The sequence below is a fragment of the Massilia mucilaginosa genome, from assembly GCF_011682145.1.
Taxonomy (GTDB): Bacteria; Pseudomonadota; Gammaproteobacteria; order Burkholderiales; family Burkholderiaceae_D; genus Telluria_A; species Telluria_A mucilaginosa.
Window position 1 is genome coordinate 94,162 of the sequence record NZ_WHJH01000001.1, and the last position, 19,739, is coordinate 113,900.

Consider the following 19,739-nt stretch of genomic DNA (forward strand, 5'->3'; position numbering starts at 1 on the left):
GTCTGAAGAAGCAGTTCCGACAATTAACGGAACATGTTCCTGGCAATACGCTCAAGCAGGTAAAGTTTTACAGCAGCCATCCGAGCAGGCCGCCGCCGCGCGACTTGCTGTCGCAGCCGCGGGTTTTGCACTTGTCCTTGCTTTTGCTCTTGCTCTTGCAACGGCTCTTGCTCTTGCTCTTGCTGTGGCATTTCGTGTGGCAATCGGATTTGCCGCCGCCGTACACGTGTTGCAGTTCAGTGCTGGTCAGGTTACGCATGATGTTCTCCTTGAATAATTGAAACTGGTCGAGTGGACATGCCACTCGCCTCGTGCGGACCGCTAAGGGCCATACTAGGCACTGACGGACTCGGCAGTTTGATGCGTCACAATCGTGCTGATGAAGGATTCCAGCCGGCGCAAGCGCGTCATTTTGGCAACAAACTGCCGTTACGGTTATGCTGTCGGCATGACCGAACTCACCCATTTGCTGGCGGCCGCCTTCAAGTCCGAACGCAGCGCCAGCCGCAAGCTCGCCGCGCGCGCCGGCATCAGCGAAGAGCAGGCCTTGCGCGCCACGCTCGAACAACGCGCCGGCGCGCACGGCCTGGCGCACCTGCTGGACCAGCGCGCCGCGCTGGCGGCCATGGAGGCGGCGCGCCTGGCCGCGCGCGACGCCAGGCGCGCACGCGCGCGCAGCGCCACTGCCGTCAAACACGATGGACCGCCATCCGCCTGGCGCGCCTGGTTCGACGGATCGGCCCATCCCAATCCGGGACGCTGCGGCATCGGCGCCCTGCTCACCGGCCCGGCCGGGCAAGTCGTCGAAATCGCGCAGCCGGCCGGTTATGGCAACAGCAGCGAAGCGGAATACCTGGCGCTGATCGCGGTGCTCGAATCGGCCCTCGAATCGGGTGCGCGCGGCGTGAGCGTGCATGGCGACAGCCGGGTCGTGATCGACGATGTGAACGGCCTTGACGCGGCCGGCGCGCCATCGCTGCGCGCCTACCGCGTGCGCGCGCAAGCGCTGCTGGCACGGATCGACGGCGCCTGCGTGCGCTGGCTGCCGCGCCACAAGAACCAGGCCGCCGACGCCCTCTCGCAGCGCGCCGTGGCCGCGTTCAGACCCGCGGACATGGCATAATCGCGCTCCTACAAGGAGCATGGAATGACCACCGACGAATTGAGTGCCTGGCAGCCCCGCCTGCAAACATTGGCCAGCGCCGCCTGCGGCGACGACGGCGCCCACGACATCAATCACCTGCACCGCGTCTGGCGCAATGCGCAGGCGCTGCTGGCCAGTCACCCGGAAGCGGACGCACTGGCGGTGATGGCGGCGTGCTACCTGCACGACCTGGTCAACCTGCCGAAGAACCATCCGGAGCGCAGCATGGCCTCGCGCCGCTCGGCCGAACTGGCGCGGCGCGAGCTGGCCGCCATCGGCTTCCCGGCCGCGCAGTTGGACGCGGTGGCGCACGCCATCGAAACCCACAGCTTTTCGGCGGCGCTGCCACCCCACACCATCGAAGCGAAGCTGGTGCAGGATGCCGACCGCCTCGACGCCCTGGGCGCGGTCGGGCTGGCGCGCCTGTTCTATATCGCCGGCCAGATGGGCAGCGCGCTGGCCCATCCCGACGATCCGCTGGCCGAGCACCGCGAGCGCGACGACCGCGCCTATGCGCTCGACCACATCGAAGTCAAGCTGGCCAAACTACCTGGCATGATGCAGACCGCAGCCGGGCGCGCGCTGGGCGCGGCGCGTCTGGCGCAACTGACGACATTCCGGGCCGCCTTTGCGCAGGAGTGGGCTTTGTAGGCACGGCTGCGCCCGCACGGGCGTAGTACGTTAAGATAGCGGATCGCCCTTTCGCGCCCGGTCCCGGGCTTTCCTCCATGAGCAGCAGCCCCGCCGCCGCACCCGTCGCACCCGCCGTCCCGGCCAGTCTCAATTTCGTGCTGGTCGCGGTTTTCATCGACATGCTCGGCATCGGCCTGATCATCCCCGTCATGCCTGCGCTGGTCGGCCAGTTTGTCAACGGGCGCGACGAACAGGCCTTCTGGTTCGGCGTGCTGGCGATGGTGTTCGGGCTGATGCAGTTCATCTTCATGCCCATGCTGGGCGCCGCCAGCGACCGCGTGGGGCGCCGTCCGGTGATGCTCTATTCCATGGCCGGCATGTGCCTGAACTTCCTGTTTACCGCCTGGGCGCCCAACCTGGCCTTCCTGTTCATCGGCCGCGTGATCGGCGGGATGTCCTCGGCCAGCATGTCGGTCGCCTCGGCCTATGCGTCCGACGTATCGACGCCGGAAACGCGCGCCAAAAGCTTCGGCAAGGTGGGCGCCGCCTTCGGCCTGGGCTTCATCTGCGGCCCCGCGCTGGGCGGCATGCTGGGCGAAATCAACCTGCAACTGCCGTTCTACGTGGCCGCCGCCCTGTGCGCGGCCAACTTCGTCTACGGTTACGTTGCGGTGCCCGAATCGCTGCCGCTGTCGCGCCGCTCGGCGTTTACGATCGCGAAGATCAACCCCTTCACGTCGCTGCTCAAGCTGGTGCGCCGCACCGATATTCGCGCGGTGGTGATCGTGTTCGCCCTGACCAGCTTCGCCCAGATGATGCTGCAATCGACCTGGGTGCTCTACACCACCTTCCGCTTCAACTGGAGCACGGGCGACAACGGCATCGCCCTGTTCTGCGTGGGCCTGTCGGCGGCCGTGGTGCAGGCGGGCTTGCTGGGCATGCTGATGAAGCGCTTCGGCGAGGTGCGCCTGTCGCTGCTGGGCATGGTCTCGGGCTGCATCACCTTCATCCTGTATGGCCTGGCGACCGAGGGCTGGATGATGTACGTTTTCATCTTGTGCAATTTGTTGTCGTTTACCGTAGCACCCGCGTTGCAGAGCATCATCTCGCGCGGCTCCGATGCAAGTTCCCAAGGGGAACTGATGGGCTCGCTGCAATCGATCAGCAGCCTGGGGGTGATCTTCATGCCGCTGCTGGGCACCGCCATCCTGGGGCTGGCCAGCCACCTGCCGCCGCACGACTGGCGCATCGGCAGCACCTTCTTTTTGTGCGCCGCGATGCAGGCCGTGGCGGTGGGCGTTGCACTTTTCTATTTCAAATCACATCGGATGCGCACGTGAGGCAGGCATGCGCTAGAATTGGCAGATGGACAAATCCTCCACTCGCAGCGGGACCCGCGCAGCCGCGCTGATCGCAGCCGTCATCGCCGCCGGCGCCAGCGCCATGGCGACGGCCTCCTGCGGGCAGCCGTTCCTGGTCCCGGTCGCGCCCACGGGCGTGAGCGTCACGGTCAAGGGCGATTCCGTGGCCGGGATCTACCCCGACCTGCTGCGCGGCGTGAGCGCCAGAAGCGACTGCAAATTCACGTTTTCGGTGGTGCCGCGCGCGCGCCAGGAAGCCATGTTCGAAGCCGGCAAATCGCATCTGCTGCTGCCGGCCGTGCGCACCCCGCGGCGCGACCAGCATGGCTACTTCGTTCCCGTGATCGGCACCCGCGCCACCCTGCTCTCGGTCGACGGCGCGCGCGCGCCGGTGCGCTCGATCCGCGAACTGCTGGCGCGCAAAGAGCTGCGCGTGGTGCTGGTGCGCGGCTTCGACTACGGCACCGCCTACCTGGAGCTGGTCGTTCAATTGTCGGCCCAGGGCCGCCTGCTGCTGGAAAAGGACGGCGCCGCCGTGGCGCGCGTGCTCGATGCCGGCTTTGCCGACGTGACCCTGATGGCGCCGACGGTCTTTGCCAGCGCCATCGCCGACGACAAGCGCTTCGCCTGGATGGTGCCCAAGCTGCGCATCGAGCCGCTCGAAGAGCTGCCGTGGGGTGAGAGCGGCATCTATATCTCCAAGCAGACGGTCGGCGCGGGCGACCGCGCCGCGCTCCAGAACCTGCTGGCGGGCGCGGTCAAATCGGGGGCCGTGTACGAAAGCCTGAAGCGCCACTATCCGTCCGCCGTGCTGGCCGGCGGCGTGCGCCAGCGCTGACTGACATTTCTACGCTGCCTGATCCTTTCCCCAGGTGTCGCCTCCCCCCCGGTGTCAGGTCTGACATTCGGACACGAGCTCGGCAGTCGTTCGCCCCGCCGTCGGTGTCGCCCCGGTATCTCACCCCGGTGTCAGGTCTGACATTCGGACACGGGCTGGACGTTCGTCAGCACTGCATGCCACCGGAGACCGATGATTGTCGAGGTCGTGTGCGAATGTCAGACCTGACACCGCGCTGACAACGCTCACGCGCCACCAAGCCTTCTTCTTGACTATTTTTCATTGCATTGGCCTCTCAAGGCAGCGGAAAGCGCTGCACAGGCGCGGCGCGCCGTTATAATTGGCCATCGTTTTTTAAACAGGTTGAAGCCCGTGTCCGATCGCATAAAAGTCATTCCCCAGTATTTACTTCCCAAGCAAGGTCTGACCCGGTTCGCGGGCCGCGTCGCCGGCCACCAGGGCGGCCAGTACACCACCACCCTGATTCGCTGGTTCGTCGGCCAATACGGCGTGAACATGGAAGAAGCGGCCAATCCGGACATCGCCAGCTACGCCAGCTTCAACGAATTTTTCACCCGTCCCCTGCGCCCGGACGCGCGCCCCCTGGCCAAGGCCGATTTCGTGTGCCCGGTCGACGGCGCGATCAGCCAATTCGGCAGCATCGACGACGACCAGATCTTCCAGGCCAAGGGCCACAAGTTCAGCACCACCGCGCTGGTGGGCGGCGACGCGGAACTGGCGGCGCAGTTCCAGCATGGCAGTTTCGCCAACCTGTACCTCAGCCCCAAGGATTACCACCGCCTGCACATGCCGTGCGAGGGCCGCCTGACCCGCATGATCTACGTGCCCGGTGCGCTGTTCTCGGTCAATCCGACCACCGCGCGCGGCATTCCCGGCCTGTTCGCCCGCAACGAGCGCGTGGTTTGCGTGTTCAACTCGAAGGAGCATGGCGCCTTTGTGCTGGTCCTGGTGGGCGCGACCATCGTCGGCAGCATGGCTACCACCTGGCACGGCCTGGTCAACCCGCCGCGCCCTGGCGTAATCAAGGAATGGCGCTACGACGACAAGAACATCGTCCTCAAAAAAGGCGAAGAAATGGGCCGCTTCCTGCTCGGATCGACCATCGTCATGCTGTTCAAAAAAGACACGATCGCCTTCAATCCCGAGTGGGCGCCGGAACGCCCGGTGCGCCTCGGTGAGGCGATGGGCGACAAGCTGTCCGCCAAACGCGCCTGATTGACGAGGCAGCGGCATGAGCGACGTCGTGCTGGACCACAGCGCCGGGACACCGGTGATGCAGACAGTGTCCGCGCCACGCCCTGGCGTGCTGGCCGCAGCCGGCTGGCTGCTTGAAGGCGCGCGCTCGGCCCTGTTCCTGGCGCCACGCTGGCAGCGGCTGACCGCGTCGCCGTGGCAGATGGCGTTCCAGATGCTGCTCCAGCTCGGGCTGAGCGTTCTGCTGCAACGCATCTCCGTCGATGGCGATGCTGTCTTTATCTGGCGCGCCCTGGTGGCGGGTTGGTTCGGCGCCATCCTCAACGCGTGGTTGTGCTACCTGATCCAGCCCGACCCGCAGGTCCGGCGCGGCCCTCACAGCGCGCCCGGCGCGGCGCACTTGTTCACCTTGCTGATCGCGCTGTCGACCTGCTTCACGCTGCTGATTTGGGGGCTGTATTTCGCCCTGATTCGCAGCGGCGCATTCGCCGAGGACAGCCCGTGGGGCCAGTCGCTGGCCTGGTCCCTGCCGCTGCTGTGGTGTGAGCTGGCAAGGCTGGTGCTGCTGCTGCGCGCCGCCCGTCCGTTGGCGCCACTGCGCACGATGGTCATTATCGGCGTGCTGATGCTGATCGCGGTGATGGAGTATCACCTCGCTCCCGCGCCGACAGCGTGGCGCGCCGTACCCAAAGTCGAGGATCAGCCCCAGGAAGAGCCGTTCACGCTCAGCCAGGAGGTGATGGAAGCCCAGCTGTCCTTGCTGGACGAGCAGCTCGACGCGCTCAAGCCGCAGCGCCCGGGCATGATCGACATGTACACGATTACCTTCGCGCCCTACCAGGGCGAAGAAGTGTTCCGGCGCGAGAGCGCCATGGTGGCCGACGTGATGGCGAAGCGCTTCGACGCCGCCGGCCGCGGCCTGCAACTGATCAACCATCGCAAGACGGCCGAACAACTGCCGTGGGCCACGCCGCTGAACCTGCAGCGCGCCATTGAAGGCATCGGCGATATCATGGATCGCGACGAGGATGTGCTGTTCATCCACCTGACCTCGCACGGGGCGTCGGACGGCGAACTGGCGGCCAATTTCTGGCCGATCGATGTGGAGCCGGTGATGCCGCCGGAGTTGAAGGAATGGCTCGATGCGGCCGGCATCCGCTACCGCGTGCTGTCGATTTCGGCCTGCTTCGCCGGCAACTGGATCGCGCCGCTGGCGGCCGACGGCACACTGGTGATGACGGCGTCGGACGCCGACCATACGTCCTACGGCTGCGGCAAAAAATCGCCGCTGACGTTCTTCGGCCGGGCCATGTACGACGAACAGCTGCGCACCACCACGCGTTCGTTCACCGAGGCGCACGCCGCCGCGCGCAAGATCATCCTGCAACGCGAAACGGAAGCCGGCAAGGACGATGGCTATTCGAACCCGCAGATCAAGGTGGGCAGCAAGATCGTGCCGGTGCTGGAGCGGATGAACAAGCGGCTGACGGAAAAGCCGTGAAAACGGTGCGGACAGACTTGCAGCGCCGCATATGAAAGTGCTGTTATCCGTGTTGTGGTGGTCTCAGGGAGCGTATGACTACCTGGGCAGCAAGCGCCGGCGACAGCGCAATCAAAACAGGTAAAAGTGCGCTTCACGCGTTCGGATTATCGGCCGCTGACGCGTCCAAACAGAATGTGAACGTAAATCAGCTTGTATAACAAATGGTTGCGGCAATTTGTCCGTCGAGCGCGACACACCATCCCTCGCTGTGCTCGACTCTGTAGCGACCTGGGGACTTCGTCTGCCAGACCCAAACCTCTCCACCCGCTGCGAGCGCCGAGAGAAACAGGCTGGTATTTTCGTGTCCATAACCACAACGTCGTAACAGGTCATCGACTATATCTGGCAAGGCCATCATCTCACCATGATCGAGCTTGTACTCGACATGATCGGCAATCCGCTGGAATTGACTGTCCAACTGATCAGGCAGTGAAACGCGACGCCGCTTCAATGCGACATGATATTGATTCAATGCCTCGAGCACATGGGCCCTGTCTTCCAAGGGGCCGAGCCAGATGGTCCCAATCTGCACCTTCGGTATATATTGCCGCACCATTCTTCCTTCCAAAGGGCGTGCGGGCAGCCGGCAACAAGCCGGCCGCCACGCCAACGACTGGATTTATGCCATGCGGGTGATGAACTCTTCGTTCGGACGGCGCACCTTTTTCAGGTCAACCAGCCAGTCACCCTCGGCCTCGCGGTAACCGAGCGCCATGATCGCCACCGAGCGCAAACCACGTGCGCGCAAGCCAAGCAATTCGTCGAGCTGCTCGGGATTGAAGCCTTCCATCGGGGTCGCATCGACCTGCTCGAAAGCGGCCGCCGTCAAGCCGATGCCAAGGCCGATGTAGGCCTGGCGCGCGGCGTGCTCGAAGTTGACCTTCGGGTCGCGCTGCGGATAGATCGACAGGATGAACTTGCGGTAGTTCTCCCAGCCTTCATTGACCGTGCCGCGCTCTTCGTTCACCAGGTCGAACATCGCGTTGATGCGTTCTTCGGTGTAGTTGTCCCACGCCGCAAAAACCACCATGTGCGAGCCATCGGCCACCTGGCCCTGGTTGGAGGCGATCGGACGCATTTTTTCGCGCAGCTCCGGGTTGCTGACCACGATCAGCTCGAACGGCTGCAGGCCGCTCGACGTCGGCGCCAGGCGCACGGCTTCCAGGATGCGGTCGATTTTATCTTCCGATACGACCTTGGTGGCGTCGAATTTTTTGGTGGCGTAGCGCCAGTGGAGTTTTTCAAGCAGCATGGAATATCCTCTTGTATAGTCGTTCGGGTAGTGTCAAGGCCAGGGCGCACACGAGAGCGGCGCCGCGGGGGACCTATTATCTGCGATTCCCCGATCCAGCGTATCCGGGCCGAAAATTCTCCCTAAACCATCCCCATGCGCTTGCGCGCTTCGGTGCAGCACAGCCCTTCCATCATGTCGAGGAAGGCGCGGGTCTTGGCCGGCATCAAGCGCCGTCCGGGGAACACGGCCCACCCGGTCACCTGCGGCAAATCCCACTCGGGCAGCACGCGCACCAGCTCTCCCCTGGCCACCGAGGGCGCCGCAAACAGGTCGGAACTGGCCGCGATGCCGGCGCCGGCACACGCCACGCGCGTGAGCAGGTCGGGCGAATTGGCGGTCAGGCGGCCGGGCAAATCGCGCTCCCACACGGTCTTGCCGCGCGTGAGGCACCACGGCGCCGGGCCGCCGCCGCGACTCAAAAGACAGAGCAGGTCGTGCTTGAGCAGGTCGTCCGGATGCTCCGGCAAGCCGCGCAGCGCCAGGTAGGATGGCGCCGCGTACAGCGCCATTTTTTCGAGCGCCACGCGGCGCGCGTTGAGCGAGGCGTCGTCCGGCAGGTCGCCCATGCGGATCGCGATGTCGAAATTTTCGCTCACCAGGTCGACCCGGCGCGGCGACAGGTCCAGCTCCAGGGTGATGGCCGGGTACTGCGCCATGAATTCAGTCATCACCTGGGTCATGCCAAGGCTGGCGAAATCGGCCGGCATCGAAATGCGCAGCCGCCCGCTCGGCGCCTGCTGGCGGTGCTGCACCAGCGCACCCGCCGCCTCGACTTCCTCGACCACCTTGCGCGCGTGATCGAGCAGGCTGGCGCCGAACTCGGTGAGCATCAGCTTGCGCGTGGTCCGCTGCAGCAGGCGCTCCCCGAGTTTCGCTTCCAGCAGCGCGATCCGGCGCGAGACGGTTGACTTGGGCAAGTCGACCCGCAGCGCGGCCTGGCTGAAACTGCCCGCTTCGACAATCCGTGCGAACAAGAGCAGGTCATTCGGTTCCACATCCATTTGATTGTCCCAATGGCTGAATAATGATATCCATTTTACAGGCTTCCGCATTGATTATGGGACGCGTAAAGTCACACCATCGCAGTTCAACTTAGAAAAAGGAAATAAAATGAACATCTTGCAAATCAATTCCAGCGCCCGTTCGACCGGTTCCGAGTCCACCCGCATGGCCGACGCCATCGTCGCCAAGCTGCAAGCGGCCAACCCAGGCGCGCAACTGACCCGCCGCGACCTGGCCAGCAACCCGCATCCGGCGCTCGACGAGCCGACCCTGGGCGCATTGTTCACGCCAGCCGACCAGCGCACGCCGGAACAAGCGGCGCGCGTGGCCCTCGACGACGCCCTGATCGCCCAGGCGCAGGCCGCCGACACCATCGTCATCGGCGCCCCGATGTACAACTTCGGCAGCTCGGTGCAGCTCAAAGGCTGGTTCGATGCGATTGCCCGTGCCGGCGTCACCTTCGCCTACACCGCCACCGGCCCTGTCGGCAAACTGACCGGCAAAAAAGTGTACGTGGCGTTTGCCCGTGGCGGCATGTACCGCGATACCCCGAACGACACCCAGACCCCGCACCTGAAGATGCTGCTCGGTTTCCTCGGCATGACCGATGTCACATTCGTGTACTCGGAAGGCATGGCCATGGGTCCGGAAGCCGTCGTCAAGGCACAAGCCGAAGCGAACGCCCAGATCGAAGCCGCAGTGGCCTGAGTCACCCCGGACGAAGCTGCATCACAGTGAACACGCAGGAGAGAAAAATGACACAAGAAATGAACATCGTGCACACGCCGCGCGCCGTCGAGCGCCTGGTGGGCGGCCAGTTCGTGATGGACGGCGCCGGCGTGAAGATCAATCGCGTGCTCACCCAATCGCTGCAGCGCCGGCTGGACCCGTTCTTGATGCTCGACGCCTTCGGCAGTGACAAGCCGGGCGACTACATCGCCGGCTTCCCCGAACACCCGCACCGGGGTTTCGAGACGATTTCGTACATGATCGCCGGCAGCATGCGCCACCGCGACAGCGCCGGCAACGAAGGCCTGATCACCGACGGCGGCGTGCAGTGGATGACGGCCGGGCGCGGCGTGGCCCACTCCGAAATGCCGGAGCAGACCGACGGCTTGATGGAAGGCTTCCAGCTGTGGCTTAACCTGCCGGCCAAGGACAAGATGACCGCGCCCTGGTACCGCGACATTCCCAACGCCGGGATCCCCCGCTTCACCACCGGGGCGGGGGTAACGGTGCAGGTGATCGCCGGCGAAAGCCACGGCGTGCCAGGCGCGGTGCAGCGCGAAGGCACCGAGCCGCTCTACCTCGATGTCGACCTGCCGGCCAACGCGACGTTCGATCAGGTACTGCCGCCGGGGCACAACGCGTTTCTATACGTATTCCGGGGCCAGGTGCTGGTCGACGAAAAACCGGTGCCCGCGGGCCGCATGGCGATCCTGGCCAATGCGGCGCAGGCCGACGGCGTGCGCATCATGGCCGCCCAGGACAGTCGCCTGATCCTGATCGCCGGGCGTCCACTGAACGAACCGATTGCCCAATACGGCCCGTTCGTGATGAATACCCAGGCCGAGGTGTTCCAGGCGGTCGAGGACTTCCGCGCCGGGCACTTCCATGCCGGGCACTTCGGCGCCTGACGCACCGGGCGCCCGCAACCACAAGGAGAACATCTTGCGCTACACTGGAGGCATGTTCCCAATCCTGACCCAGGCCCTGGCCTACGTGAGCCGCGTGTGCGGCTTCGACACCCTCGACTCCTTCCCTCCCGGGCACGCCCACGCGCGTACCCACTGGAGCGGCGCGCATTTCGACATCGCGTCCGACCTCAAGCCGGACCAGATCGAGCGCGCCGTGTGTGAAAAAATCGCCAACACACCGATGATTTTCACGCACATCGCCAATCCCACGCCGGACATGCAACGCGTCATCCTGGGCATGATCGGCAGCCGCGTACAGCACGGCGGCCAGCCGCTCGACCTGGTCGCGCTGCTGGCCAGTGCCTACCGCAGCCCGTACACCAGGGAAGCCCTGCCCGGCCTGCGCGCCGCCATCGAAGAAAGCAACGGCGACCCGCGCGCCGTGCTCGACTTCCTGGGCGAGAGTGCGGCCGCATTCGGCGTGATCGACGCCGTGCCCCGTCAGAGCGGCTTGAAGTTGGTCGGCAGGTAGCGCCCGCGCACCGCCATGAACGGCCGTTCGACGCAGCGGTACAGCACCCAGCCCGACAACACCGACAGCGCCAGCATGGTGCCGATGGCCACCGGCGAGCCGGCCCCGTAACCGTGCTCCCTGAGCGGCGTGGCGGCCAGGATGCACACCTGCTTGTGCGTCAGGTAAATCGCATACGACCATAGCGCCATGCTGGCCGCGCCCGGCACGCGCGTGGAACGCAGCAGCGAATCGCGGCTCAGGGCCGCCACGATCAGCAGCGAAAAGCCCAGCGCCAGCAGCGGATAGCCGAACACCGTCACGCCGAAGCCCTGGCGCTCGTCGAGGAACAGCCAGATCGCCAGGCCAAGCACTGCCACCCCGGCACCGCAGGCCAGGTTGCCGCTGGAGGTCAGCGTGCGCCACTGGCGCGGATGAAAATTTTTCAGCAGCGCCAGCGCCACGCCGGCCACCAGTTCGTCGAAGCGGCACAAGGTCGAGTAATAGATGTACTGGTAGTAGTTGCGCGAGCCGTGCGGATGGCCATCGACCAGCTCGCGCCAAAGCGTTGCGCGCACCAGTATGCCGGCCACGATGGCGGCCGCGATGGCGGCCCAGCCCCAGCGCAGGGAACCGCGCAGCGAGGCGATCGCCAGGGCCAGCGCCGGCAGCGCCAGGTAGAACTGCTCCTCAATGCACAGCGACCAGGCGTGCGAAAACGCGGTGCCGGGCGCCAGGTTGATATTCTGCGTGAAGGTCAGGAAGCGCCACAGCGGCGGCAGTTCCAGGCCCGCCCGAAACCACGGCGAAAAGTAGTAAATCGCCAGCATCACATAAAACACGGGCAGCGTGCGCAGGGCGCGGCGGCCGTAGAAGCGCGCCAGCGAAAACGCGCGCGGCGAGCGCATGGCGGCGAAGATCTGGTTGCCGATCAGGTAACCGGACAGGGCGAAAAACAGGTCCACCCCGACCCAGCCGATCTTGCCCACCCAGCCGAAGGTATCGGCGCGGCTGACGAACAGCACGTAGTGGTGCAGCACGACCAGGGTGACGGCCAGCGCGCGCAGGGTGTCGAGACCTTCGATGCGCTCTGTGGAGGCGGGATTTTTCATGCGCCAGATGATGCCATGGGGCGCCGGCAGGCGCCAGCGATGTCCGCTAAAATAGACGACCACCAATCTACAGGGCCAGCCCAGACCATGACCACAGCACGCGAGTTGCAGTTCAAATCGATCAACTACACCGGCCTTGGCGCCGGCCCGCGCCTGATCGTCACCGGCGCCGTGCATGGCAACGAGACTTGCGGCACCAGGGCGATCCTGCGCGTGATGGAAGAAATCGACAGCGGCGCGCTGCACGTGGCGGCCGGCAGCGTGACCTTCGTCCCGGTGACCAATCCCCTCGCCTACGCGCTGAACCAGCGTTCGGGCGAGCGTAACCTGAACCGCAACCTGTTCCCCAATCCGCAGCCGCGGGACTTCGAAGACCGCGTCGCCAACTGGCTGTGCCCCCTGCTCGGACAGCATGACGTCTTGCTCGACCTGCACTCCTTCAATGCGCAAAGCCAGCCCTTCGTCATGGTCGGCCCGCGCAACAACGAAGGCACCCTGCAACCGTTCCGCCACGCCGAACAGGAACGCGCGCTGGCGCGCCGCCTCGGGGTGCGCCGTTTCGTGGACGGCTGGCTGGCGACCTACGGCCAGGGCGTGCGGCGGCGCCTGAAAAGCGGCGACGCATCGACCCTCGACCTGGTGCTGCGCTACGGGATGGGCACCACCGAATACATGCGCAGCACCGGCGGCTACGCGCTCACGCTCGAATGCGGCCAGCACCTCGACCCGGCCGCGCCCGACGTGGGCTACCGCGCCATCGTCAATACGCTGGCCTTCCTCGGCCTGATCGACGCGCCGCAGCCCGAGCCGATCGCGCTCGACCGGATGGAAGCGCTGTCGATGGTGGTGGTGCACGACAAGCTCGATGCGGGCGACCAGTTCAGCCGCGTGTGGGCCAGTTTCGACCCGGTGTCCACGGGCGACCGAATTGGCACGCGCGCCGACGGCACGCCGGTGCTGGCCGAATTCGACGGCAAGATCCTGTTCCCCGATGTGAACGCGGGGCCGAACTCGGAGTGGTACTACCTGACCCGCGCCAACACCGACTTCGAACGCTTTACCGAGTAAGCAGCGGCGCGGCTCAGCGAATGCCCCACACGAACGGGTCGCTCTCGTCGAACAGCATCTGCGCCGTGGCGTTGACCCAGGCCTTGCCGCGAATGCTGGGCATGATGCGTGCGCCGTCGTAGCGGTACGAGGCCTCGAAAACGCTGCCGATAATGCTCTCCTGGCGCCATTGGGCGTGTTCGGCCAGTTTGCCGTCGGCCGCCAGGCATGCCAGCTTGGCGCTGGTGCCGGTGCCGCAGGGCGAACGGTCGTAGGCCTTGCCGGGACAGAGCACGAAACTCTGGCTGTCGGCGCCCGTGCTTGATTGGTCGAACAATTCGATATGATCGATCAGGGCGCCATCGTCGCCGCTGACGCCGCTCGCTTCGAGCGCATCGCGCAGCGCCACGCAGTAGGCGGTGAGCGCGTCGACGTTGGTGCGGCGCAGCGCCAGGCCATGGCCGGAGACCAGGAAAAACCAGTTGCCGCCCCACGCCACGTCGCCCGTCACGGCGCCAATGCCGTCCACCTGCACGGTCACCGCGTGGCGCGTGCGGTACGAGGCCACGTTGTCGATGGTGACCGACCCGTCGTCGTGCAGCTGAGCCTCGACCACGCCGACCGGCGTATCGATGCGGTGCCGTCCGGGCGCGATGCGCCCCATGAACGCGAGCGAGACCACCACGCCGATCATGCCGTGCCCGCACATGCCGAGGTAGGCCACGTTATTGAAGAAGATGACGCCGGCCACGCAGTCGGGCGCGAACGGCTCGCACAGCAGCGCGCCGACCAGCACATCGGAGCCGCGCGGCTCGCACACGACGGCCGAGCGCACATGGTCGAAGTCGCGCCGGAAGCGCTCGCGCCGTTCGGCCAGCGGCCCGCTACCCAGGTCCGGGCCGCCGTCGATGATCAGGCGGGTCGGTTCGCCGCCGGTATGGGAGTCGATGATGGTGATCGTTTTCATGTACCCAGCATACCCCGGGATCGCGCAATTGTCTTGTGCCGCGGCGGCGGCGCCGCGGCGAAATTGGCACAGGGCCGGAGTCAGTCTTCTTCCAGGTTCGTGCGAATCAGCCCGGCGAGAGCAGTTTGAGCCCCAGGATGCCGGCGACGATCAGGGCGATGCAGCCAAGGCGCATGGCGCCGGCCGGTTCGCCCAGCACCAGCATGCCGAAGATCGCCGTGCCGACCGTGCCGATACCGGTCCAGATGGCGTACGCGGTCCCCAGCGGCAGGTTGCGCAGCGCAAGGCCGAGCAAACCGACGCTGCCGGCCATGGCGGTCAGGGTCAGTACAGAGGGAACGAGGCGCGAAAAACCGTGTGTGTATTTCAGGCCGACGGCCCAGCCGACTTCCAGCAAACCCGCGACGAACAAATAGATCCATGCCATGACAAACTCCTTGATTGGCAAGGTCGTCCAAGCCTGGCTCCGTCAGTGGCAGGGTCGTCCCCGCCGGAGAAAAGGGTAGCTGAAGTATACCACCGGCGGCGCGGATGCGCTGGCCTCAGCCATCCCCGGCGGCCAGGCGCGCCAGCAGCGCGGCCCGGTACTCGATGAACGGGCGCGCCACATCATCGTCTTCACCGGGGCCGGCTTCCACGGCGGCGCCGCCGTCGAGCAGCGCCAGGATCTGTTCCAGCGCTCCCGGCGCGGGGTCGTTGTCCAAGGGGCGCGTGGAGAGTTGCAGGTAGCAGGCGCGCACCGCCACGCGCAAGCGGTTGCAAGCCTCGCTGTCGTCGTACATCGACTCTTCGCCGAGCGTGTCAAGCACGTCCTGGCACAGCTGATCGCTCTCGTCGCGGCGTCCAAGACCGTTCAATGCAAGCCGCTTCTGGCCGGCCACCTCGGCCAGCAATACCGGGTCGGCGCAGCCGGCGGCGTGAAGCAGGTCGCCGGCACGCTGCGCCTGCGCCAGGGCGCGGGCGTGGTCGCCCCGCTCGTTGAAAGTCTGCGCGTCTCCCACCAGCAGGAACAGGCGCGGGGTGTCGACATCGACCGGCGCGATCGCCTCGCCGAACCACGACCTGGCATGTTCGGCGCAGTCCTCGGCAGACATGCCTGCCGTGTCGCCGAGCAGATAGCGGCAATACTCGATCATGTAAAGGGCGGCGTCGATCTGTTCTTCGCTCGCCTCCTCGCTCGCGCCGCTGTCGACGACATGGCGGTAATCGGCCAGCGCCAGGTCGACCCGGCGCGGCTCGACCCCAAGGGCGGCGTCGCCCCGATTCAGGTACAGCCAGCTGGCGTCGAAGTGCCTGCCATGTTTGGCGACCAGCGTGTCGAACACCTCGCGCCGCAGGGCCAGTGGAACCTGGTCCGAGCGGTCCTGGTTGGCGATCAGGGCGGCGACGCACATTCCGACGCTGCGCTGCGCCAGCGGCACCATGCCCAGCGTGGTGTAATTGGCCTTCATCGCGCGCACGCATATCTTGTCGGTGCGGCGGGCCAGCGGAATCAGGTCGAGCAGGTCGGGGGGCGCCAGGCTGACGCGTTCGCACATGGCCTGGTCGATCCAGTGCGCAGGAACCGAATTCAGATGGAGCGGATGCACGTCCACGCACGCTTGGGCGACGGCCTTGCTAAAGCGCTCGGCCGGAATCTCGAACGGCCACAGTCCCTCGCTCTTCTTCATGGCGATCTGCGCGAGCATCACCGGCTCGGTCCAGAACACGCTCCAGCATACCTCGGCATACAAGGCGTCCGGCTCCTGCGCGATACGCGATTCGTCATGGCGCGCCACGATGGCTGGCCAATCGGCGTCGGCGCCGTACAGGCGCTGGGCGCAGTCATACACTTGCCGGGTGATGCGGCAACCGGGGATGGCGTCGAGTGCGATCTTGTCGCGCTCGATGGCCATGACCAGGTAGTCCGGTGACTTGAACAGTTCCGGCAGGACGTCGTTGAAGCTGTCGTAACTGCCGTGCGCGATGGCGGCAGCAATCAGGTCGTCGTCGATCATCGCCATCGGCAGCTCGTCGAGCGCATGGCGCCCGAGCGTAACGGCGGCCATGCACATGGCCTTGTCCAGCAGGGCGGGAGGTACGTCGGCGAGCCTGGCGCCGCATCGCAGGGCGTGCACGCACACCTCGCGGTCGATGACCTGGGCCGGTACATGCGCAAGGTCGAAGCCGTCGTCGCCGACGCGCGCCGACATGCATACCTGCTTGTCGATCAGCCGCGCCGGAATGTACCCGAACAGCCGGGCCGATCGCACCAGCGCCGCTTCCGCCAGGGCGCGCGTGAATGCCTGCTCCGGTATGAACCTGACAAAGCTGGCGTTGTCGCCGCAGTTCTGCATCAGCCATTCGCACATCCCGGTGCTGCGGAACTCCACCGGCACGCTGCCGAGCATGGACGGATTGCCCGGCTGCTTGCGCATGAACTCATCCCAGTAGGCCTGGTCTTTCAGCGTCGCCACTCGGCCTCCGGCCAGGCCCAGTCGGCGACGATGCGACCCGCCACTGCGTTGCTGGGGATGCGGGTCAGGCCGACCGAGCGCGCATGCAGGTCGCCGCCGGCAAGATACACCCGGTCGATACCGCGCGCTTCGCGCACGCCGGCGTCGCGTCCGTCCAGATACAGGTCGCCTTCGACCGCAATGTGGGTCCAGCTGTCATCGGCGGCGTGCTGCAACAGCCCATCGTCGATCATGACAGGGCCGCCTCGCGGTCGGCCGGGCGGGTGGCGGCGTCGCACGGCGCGACAGGTTCATCGAAGCCCATCTCGTCGTAGCCGTCGTCAAGACCCGACATCTCGCGCCACTGCGCCGCCTGCGCATGCATGCCGCGCAGATGATGGCAGTAGCCGATCATCCACTGTGCCTCGGCCACATTCCCGCCGTCGAAGTCCTCGCTGGGCGGCGCCTCGGCCACGCTGTGAAAGTCGGCCAGCGCCAGGTCGATATCGGGCGGTTCGGCGCACAAGGCGCCGTCGCCCCGGCGCATGGTCAGCCAGTCGCGATAGAGCTCGTCGCCGTGCTGATCGAGGAGGACGGTGAATACGTCGCGCATCAGCGCATTCGGCACCTCGTCCGCGCAATCCGGTTCGGCGCGCACGGCGGCCACGCAAAAGGCGACGCTGCGCAGCGCGATCGGCACCAGTGCCAGCTGGGCGGGCGCGGCCTCCATGGCGGCCGCGCATATGCTGGCACTGCGCATGGCGACCGGCACGCTGCCGAGGCGCTTTGGATAAGCTGTGATGAAACGCTCGCAGGCGGACTGCGAAATCCAGATGGCGGGAACGTACTCCAGGCAGTCCGGATGCTGCGCAAGGCAGGCCTCGGCGACCTTGCGCGTCATGCATTCCGGCGCAATATGCCTGGGCTGGAGATGGGCGCCGTCGGTGCGCGCCATTTGCCGCAGGATGAAGTCCTCGTCCCAGAACACGCGCCAGCATTTCCGGGCCGCGCCGGTCCAGAAGTTGTCGTCCACGCAGGCCGCTTGCGCGTGCCTTTCCACGATCCCGGGCCAGTCGGCGTCGGCGCCCCAGGTCGCCTGCGCCAGTTCGTAAAGGTCGCGGTCGAAAGCAAAGCCCGGGATGCTGTCGAGAGCCTGTTTGCAGGTCGCCACGGCCAGCCGCAGCACGGGCTTGGTGGCCCATTCAGGCACTTCGCTGGCGCCTTCGCCGATGTGCAGGACCGCGGCCGCCCGCATGGCGTCGTCCTGCAGTTCGGGCGGCACCTGGTCGAGATTTTCGCCGGCCATGACCGCGCGCAGGCAGACCGCAGGGTCGACCAGGTGAGGCGGCAGGTGGCACAGGCGCAGGCCATGTTCGGAGTTCGCCACCAGGTCGAGCAGCGCGGCGTCGACCAGACGCACGGGAACATCGGCGATGTTCGAGGGAGAGCGCCGCACCATGTGTTCAGCCATCTCGCGCGTGAACGCCGCGTCCGGGAAATACTGGGTGAAGCTGACGTTCGGGCCCCACGAGTACTGCTCAAGAACAGCCATGCACAGGGCCGGCGTGCGCAGCGCCACCGGCACGCGCTGGATGCAGTTGGGATCCTCGTAGCGCAAATACACACCCCAGAATGCTTCGTCGCGCACCGGCGCCACACCGGCGCTTCCAGGCTGGCCGGTCCAGTCGACGTGAACCTGGGCCGGATACAGGAAGTCGATCCCGGCGTGGCTGGCGTACGGTGCGGCGAAGGCGGGATTGACCGCCACCGCCCTCGCCTGGCAGGCGGCCGCCAGCGCCGGCTCGTCGCGGCGGTAATGCAGGGCGCCCATCAGCCAGTTGCCGTAGCCCGTGCCGCAGTCGAGCGCCAGCGCTTGCGTGAGATCGGCCTCGGCCAGCGCCAGCTCGTTCGTTTGCAGACAGGCCTCGGCGCGCAGTTCGTAGGCGAACGAAAGCACCGACGGGTCTTCGCGCAAGGTGGTGGCGTGCCCGATCGCCAGCGTGGCCATGCGCACCGCCGTTGCCGCGTCGCCGCAGCGAACCGCGCACAGCGCGGCGTTTTGCGCTGCCTCGTTGACCAGGCCAGTCTGGTTGTCCGGGAACAGCGCGCTGGCCTTCTGGTACAAGGGCAAGGCCTGGGCGAATGCGCATTCTGCAAACAGGGCGTCGGCCATGCCGAACCACGCCATGTAGTCGCCAGGCGACAGGGTCGCCGCCTGCTTGTACAGCAGATATGCGTTGCGGTAGTCGCCGAGCAGCATGGCGTCGGCGGCGCCCTGCGCGAATGGAACGCTGGCCATCGACATATCCTTGCGCAGGATGTCCTCGCCCGCGCGCAGGGCGCTTTCGATCTCGCGCGTGTGCCACTGCGGCTCGTTGACCGTCGCGTGCTCGAATGGCCACAGGAAGCGCTGGTCGAGGACGAACACCATTTGGGCACCGATGAATACCGCGCGCGGATCGGCAAAGACGCCCGAGTACCGCCACTCGCCGCAGATGAACAGCACGGTGCGCGGCGACAGCGCCAGCTGGCCGACCCGGTACCAGCACGCGAACAGATACGGCGTGTCCAGCCGCACCAGGGGCGGATCGAGCACCATGGCCGGCTCTTCGCCGCTGAGCCATGCGCAGTCGGTGGCGACGATGGCGCCGCCAATCGGTTCGCGCAAGTCGAAGCCGGCCAGGTCGACCGTGGTGCAAAACAGGTCGCCGCTGACATAAAACAGGTTGGCCGGCGCGCCGTCGACATGCACATTGCCGTCCACCGCCAGCTTCAGATGAAAATGCTCATGCAGATCCTTCAGGCGCTCCTGGGAAATGAACACATCGCCGGTGAGCAGGATGATGCTCTCTGACGCGTAGTAGTCGCTGAAGGCGTCGTCGCCGTCCCCGGCGCCGTCTTCGTTGGTTTCCACATGTGGAAAGCGCGCGATGAATTCCTCGATGGTGATGGTCGGATAGCCGCTCACGGGGCCCAGCGGGGTGTGGCTCTTGTTCATGT

Annotated in this window: 20 protein-coding genes; 10 read left to right on the plus strand and 10 right to left on the minus strand. The window is 65.9% G+C overall.

Annotated elements, in window-relative coordinates:
- Positions 1-67: 67 nt before the first annotated feature.
- Entirely contained in the window at positions 68-259 is a 192-nt protein-coding gene (locus tag F2P45_RS00435) for a hypothetical protein (protein WP_166869809.1), read from the minus strand.
- 189 nt (positions 260-448) lie between these two features.
- On the opposite strand from F2P45_RS00435, the gene F2P45_RS00440 reads away from it, so the two are divergent.
- From F2P45_RS00440 to F2P45_RS00465, 6 genes are all read left to right on the plus strand, one after another.
- The gene (locus F2P45_RS00440; protein WP_166869810.1) at positions 449-1,123 is read left to right on the plus strand and encodes a ribonuclease HI family protein; all 675 of its coding nucleotides are present in this window, start codon (positions 449-451) and stop codon (positions 1,121-1,123) included.
- Positions 1,124-1,147: 24 nt separating this feature from the next.
- The gene (locus F2P45_RS00445) at positions 1,148-1,795 is read left to right on the plus strand and encodes an HD domain-containing protein (protein ID WP_166869811.1); all 648 of its coding nucleotides are present in this window, start codon (positions 1,148-1,150) and stop codon (positions 1,793-1,795) included.
- 77 nt (positions 1,796-1,872) lie between these two features.
- Positions 1,873-3,117, plus strand: coding sequence for an MFS transporter (locus tag F2P45_RS00450; RefSeq protein WP_166869812.1), 1,245 nt, complete (start codon positions 1,873-1,875; stop codon positions 3,115-3,117).
- Positions 3,118-3,142: 25 nt separating this feature from the next.
- Positions 3,143-3,976, plus strand: a complete 834-nt coding sequence (locus tag F2P45_RS00455; RefSeq protein WP_166869813.1) for a substrate-binding periplasmic protein — start codon at positions 3,143-3,145, stop codon at positions 3,974-3,976.
- A 372-nt stretch (positions 3,977-4,348) separates the two neighbouring features.
- The gene (gene asd, locus F2P45_RS00460) at positions 4,349-5,212 is read left to right on the plus strand and encodes an archaetidylserine decarboxylase (protein WP_166869814.1); all 864 of its coding nucleotides are present in this window, start codon (positions 4,349-4,351) and stop codon (positions 5,210-5,212) included.
- Positions 5,213-5,228: 16 nt separating this feature from the next.
- Positions 5,229-6,692 carry a C13 family peptidase gene (locus F2P45_RS00465; protein WP_166869815.1) on the plus strand — a complete coding sequence of 488 codons (1,464 nt, stop codon included), beginning with the start codon at positions 5,229-5,231 and terminating at the stop codon, positions 6,690-6,692.
- Positions 6,693-6,879: 187 nt separating this feature from the next.
- Here F2P45_RS00465 and F2P45_RS00470 read toward each other — a convergent pair whose 3' ends face one another.
- The 3 genes from F2P45_RS00470 to F2P45_RS00480 all read right to left on the minus strand — a co-directional run bounded on the left by F2P45_RS00470 (position 6,880) and on the right by F2P45_RS00480 (position 9,029).
- Positions 6,880-7,290 carry a hypothetical protein gene (locus tag F2P45_RS00470; protein WP_166869816.1) on the minus strand — a complete coding sequence of 137 codons (411 nt, stop codon included), beginning with the start codon at positions 7,288-7,290 and terminating at the stop codon, positions 6,880-6,882.
- 63 nt (positions 7,291-7,353) lie between these two features.
- Positions 7,354-7,986 carry an NAD(P)H-dependent oxidoreductase gene (locus F2P45_RS00475; protein WP_166869817.1) on the minus strand — a complete coding sequence of 211 codons (633 nt, stop codon included), beginning with the start codon at positions 7,984-7,986 and terminating at the stop codon, positions 7,354-7,356.
- 122 nt (positions 7,987-8,108) lie between these two features.
- Entirely contained in the window at positions 8,109-9,029 is a 921-nt protein-coding gene (locus tag F2P45_RS00480; RefSeq protein ID WP_166869818.1) for a LysR family transcriptional regulator, read from the minus strand.
- A gap of 109 nt (positions 9,030-9,138) precedes the next feature.
- Between F2P45_RS00480 and F2P45_RS00485 the strand changes: the two genes are divergently transcribed.
- From F2P45_RS00485 to F2P45_RS00495, 3 genes are read left to right on the plus strand one after another with little or no spacing between them, the layout of a single operon-like run.
- Complete coding sequence (locus F2P45_RS00485; protein WP_166869819.1) at positions 9,139-9,738, plus strand: FMN-dependent NADH-azoreductase; 600 nt, start codon at positions 9,139-9,141, stop codon at positions 9,736-9,738.
- Between the two features lie 47 nt (positions 9,739-9,785).
- Entirely contained in the window at positions 9,786-10,667 is an 882-nt protein-coding gene (locus F2P45_RS00490) for a pirin family protein (RefSeq protein ID WP_166869820.1), read from the plus strand.
- A gap of 34 nt (positions 10,668-10,701) precedes the next feature.
- Entirely contained in the window at positions 10,702-11,199 is a 498-nt protein-coding gene (locus F2P45_RS00495) for a hypothetical protein (protein WP_229504866.1), read from the plus strand.
- Here the strand turns inward: F2P45_RS00495 and F2P45_RS00500 are convergent.
- The gene (locus tag F2P45_RS00500) at positions 11,169-12,290 is read right to left on the minus strand and encodes an acyltransferase family protein (protein WP_166869821.1); all 1,122 of its coding nucleotides are present in this window, start codon (positions 12,288-12,290) and stop codon (positions 11,169-11,171) included. The genes F2P45_RS00495 and F2P45_RS00500 overlap by 31 nt on opposite strands.
- 87 nt (positions 12,291-12,377) lie before the next feature.
- On the opposite strand from F2P45_RS00500, the gene F2P45_RS00505 reads away from it, so the two are divergent.
- Positions 12,378-13,358: a M14 family metallopeptidase gene (locus F2P45_RS00505; RefSeq protein WP_166869822.1), complete on the plus strand. Its 981-nt coding sequence runs from the start codon at positions 12,378-12,380 to the stop codon at positions 13,356-13,358.
- 13 nt (positions 13,359-13,371) lie between these two features.
- On the opposite strand, the gene F2P45_RS00510 is transcribed toward F2P45_RS00505, so the two are convergent.
- The 5 genes from F2P45_RS00510 to F2P45_RS00530 form a co-directional block, all read right to left on the minus strand.
- Complete coding sequence (locus F2P45_RS00510; protein ID WP_166869823.1) at positions 13,372-14,304, minus strand: 4-hydroxyproline epimerase; 933 nt, start codon at positions 14,302-14,304, stop codon at positions 13,372-13,374.
- 106 nt (positions 14,305-14,410) lie between these two features.
- Positions 14,411-14,731, minus strand: coding sequence for a quaternary ammonium compound efflux SMR transporter SugE (sugE, locus tag F2P45_RS00515; RefSeq protein WP_166869824.1), 321 nt, complete (start codon positions 14,729-14,731; stop codon positions 14,411-14,413).
- A gap of 115 nt (positions 14,732-14,846) precedes the next feature.
- Positions 14,847-16,760, minus strand: coding sequence for a hypothetical protein (locus tag F2P45_RS00520; RefSeq protein ID WP_166869825.1), 1,914 nt, complete (start codon positions 16,758-16,760; stop codon positions 14,847-14,849).
- Positions 16,748-16,993: a hypothetical protein gene (locus tag F2P45_RS00525; RefSeq protein WP_166869826.1), complete on the minus strand. Its 246-nt coding sequence runs from the start codon at positions 16,991-16,993 to the stop codon at positions 16,748-16,750. Before F2P45_RS00525 ends, F2P45_RS00520 begins: the two co-directional genes overlap by 13 nt.
- Complete coding sequence (locus tag F2P45_RS00530) at positions 16,990-19,737, minus strand: tetratricopeptide repeat protein (RefSeq protein ID WP_166869827.1); 2,748 nt, start codon at positions 19,735-19,737, stop codon at positions 16,990-16,992. The genes F2P45_RS00525 and F2P45_RS00530 overlap by 4 nt, the downstream gene beginning before the upstream one ends.
- Between the last annotated feature and the right edge of the window lie 2 nt (positions 19,738-19,739).

Excerpts from the sequence above, each read along its gene's own strand:
- F2P45_RS00500 (WP_166869821.1), bottom strand. The coding sequence starts at position 12,290 with ATGAAAAATCCCGCCTCCACAGAGCGCATCGAAGGTCTCGACACCCTG.
- F2P45_RS00480 (WP_166869818.1), bottom strand. The coding sequence starts at position 9,029 with ATGGATGTGGAACCGAATGACCTGCTCTTGTTCGCACGGATTGTCGAA.
- F2P45_RS00470 (WP_166869816.1), bottom strand. The coding sequence starts at position 7,290 with ATGGTGCGGCAATATATACCGAAGGTGCAGATTGGGACCATCTGGCTC.
- F2P45_RS00450 (WP_166869812.1), top strand. The coding sequence starts at position 1,873 with ATGAGCAGCAGCCCCGCCGCCGCACCCGTCGCACCCGCCGTCCCGGCC.
- F2P45_RS00455 (WP_166869813.1), top strand. The coding sequence starts at position 3,143 with ATGGACAAATCCTCCACTCGCAGCGGGACCCGCGCAGCCGCGCTGATC.
- F2P45_RS00485 (WP_166869819.1), top strand. The coding sequence starts at position 9,139 with ATGAACATCTTGCAAATCAATTCCAGCGCCCGTTCGACCGGTTCCGAG.
- F2P45_RS00530 (WP_166869827.1), bottom strand. The coding sequence starts at position 19,737 with ATGAACAAGAGCCACACCCCGCTGGGCCCCGTGAGCGGCTATCCGACC.
- F2P45_RS00435 (WP_166869809.1), bottom strand. The coding sequence starts at position 259 with ATGCGTAACCTGACCAGCACTGAACTGCAACACGTGTACGGCGGCGGC.
- F2P45_RS00475 (WP_166869817.1), bottom strand. The coding sequence starts at position 7,986 with ATGCTGCTTGAAAAACTCCACTGGCGCTACGCCACCAAAAAATTCGAC.
- sugE (WP_166869824.1), bottom strand. The coding sequence starts at position 14,731 with ATGGCATGGATCTATTTGTTCGTCGCGGGTTTGCTGGAAGTCGGCTGG.
- F2P45_RS00510 (WP_166869823.1), bottom strand. The coding sequence starts at position 14,304 with ATGAAAACGATCACCATCATCGACTCCCATACCGGCGGCGAACCGACC.
- F2P45_RS00505 (WP_166869822.1), top strand. The coding sequence starts at position 12,378 with ATGACCACAGCACGCGAGTTGCAGTTCAAATCGATCAACTACACCGGC.
- F2P45_RS00445 (WP_166869811.1), top strand. The coding sequence starts at position 1,148 with ATGACCACCGACGAATTGAGTGCCTGGCAGCCCCGCCTGCAAACATTG.
- F2P45_RS00525 (WP_166869826.1), bottom strand. The coding sequence starts at position 16,993 with ATGATCGACGATGGGCTGTTGCAGCACGCCGCCGATGACAGCTGGACC.
- F2P45_RS00465 (WP_166869815.1), top strand. The coding sequence starts at position 5,229 with ATGAGCGACGTCGTGCTGGACCACAGCGCCGGGACACCGGTGATGCAG.
- F2P45_RS00440 (WP_166869810.1), top strand. The coding sequence starts at position 449 with ATGACCGAACTCACCCATTTGCTGGCGGCCGCCTTCAAGTCCGAACGC.
- F2P45_RS00490 (WP_166869820.1), top strand. The coding sequence starts at position 9,786 with ATGACACAAGAAATGAACATCGTGCACACGCCGCGCGCCGTCGAGCGC.